Genomic DNA, 476 nt, shown 5'->3' on the forward strand with positions numbered 1-476 from the left:
CACGCCGCCGGATGTGCAGAGCGCCGCCAAGTTCATGCTGCAGAATCCGAGCGCCTACCAGGCCATCGAGACGGCCGACGTGAAGGGCGCCGACGGCCTGTCGTCGATGGCGAACTTCCAGAAGGCCGCGCAGGGCGGCATCGCCGATCCGACGGCCCGGACCGCCACGGCCGGCGCATCCTCCTCTCCCGATACCAGCAAGGTCGCGTCGCAGATGATGATGCCGAGCACCGACGACGACGACGTCTGACGGACGCGGCCTGTTCCTCGCGGAACGGGCCGTTTTGCCGTTGGCGTTCGCGTGGAGCCGCCCGAGGCTGCTCCGCGTTTTCCATTCCTATTCAATCAGCCGCGTGCCATGACATCCCTCAATTCGCTTTCGTATTCCCAGACCATGAACGTGCCGACGACGACGGACCCGAGCAGTTCGTCCGGCGGCGGGATACAGAACGCGCTCCAGATGATGGAGCAGCTCG

1 pseudogene is annotated in these 476 nt (G+C 65.8%); it reads left to right on the forward strand.

Annotated features, from left to right (window positions below):
* A pseudogene (locus tag HW466_RS31345) lies at positions 1-250 on the forward strand (hypothetical protein); the annotation flags it as partial.
* Positions 251-476 lie beyond the last annotated feature (226 nt).

The sequence above is a fragment of the Burkholderia territorii genome (assembly GCF_902833055.1).
Lineage (GTDB): Bacteria > Pseudomonadota > Gammaproteobacteria > Burkholderiales > Burkholderiaceae > Burkholderia > Burkholderia territorii.